This is a genomic window from Agrobacterium sp. MCAB5, from assembly GCF_052114365.1.
GTDB lineage: Bacteria > Pseudomonadota > Alphaproteobacteria > Rhizobiales > Rhizobiaceae > Agrobacterium > Agrobacterium tumefaciens.
This window is the reverse complement of record NZ_JBFREP010000091.1, coordinates 1-721: the sequence shown is the minus strand read 5'-3', so window position 1 is coordinate 721 and position 721 is coordinate 1. Positions and strand designations below refer to the sequence as shown.

Genomic DNA, 721 nt, shown 5'->3' with positions numbered 1-721 from the left:
GCGCTCGAATGTGCCGTAGAGCTGCACGACCTTTTCGTCGTAGAATGGGAGAAGCTGGGTGAAGATGGCGCCGGTCACCTGCCGGGCCGGGTCGAGCCAGAAATAGCAGTTGAGCAGGCCAGCCCAGGAAATGCTGCCGACCGACCGACCGTTCGGACCGGGCAGCGTATTGATGTCGAACGAGTATCCCCATTTGTGGGGTTCACCGGGAAACTGGTCGAAGCTCTGCGAATAGGCGGGTTGGGCCGTCGTCATGGCGCGCACGTCGAGGTCGCCGATTTGGTTTCGCATCATCGACGCGACCGTTTCCGGCTTCAGCACGCGCTCGCCCTTATGGGAGCCGCCGTTCAACAGCATCCGCAGRAASGCCATGTAGTCGCGTGGCGTGCTGAAGGCGCCGCCGCCGCCCATGAAGAATTCCGGCCGTTGTGGCATCTCGAAGGGCGCGGCCGTCAGTCCGCCGTGCGCGTTCCTGTTGTGGAAGGTGGCGACCCTGGCCTTCTGCTTGCTGCCGATCAGGAAGCCTGAATCGGTCATGCCGAGCGGATCGAAGATGTTTTCGCGGAAATAGACCTCCAGCGACTGGTCGCTGACCGCCTCCACCAGCTTTCCGATCCAGTCCATGCTGATGCCGTATTGCCAGCGATCGCCGGGATCGAACTCGAGCGGTGCCAGGAAAGCACCGTTTTTGCAGGTTGCTATGTCCGGCATTCCTGTAACC

General features: G+C 61.6%; 1 protein-coding gene. It reads right to left on the bottom strand.

Annotated elements, in window-relative coordinates; translation table 11 throughout:
• Positions 1–721, bottom strand: a 721-nt coding sequence (locus tag AB4Z23_RS27475; RefSeq protein WP_441361184.1) for a serine hydrolase domain-containing protein, incomplete at both ends; no start/stop codon positions are given.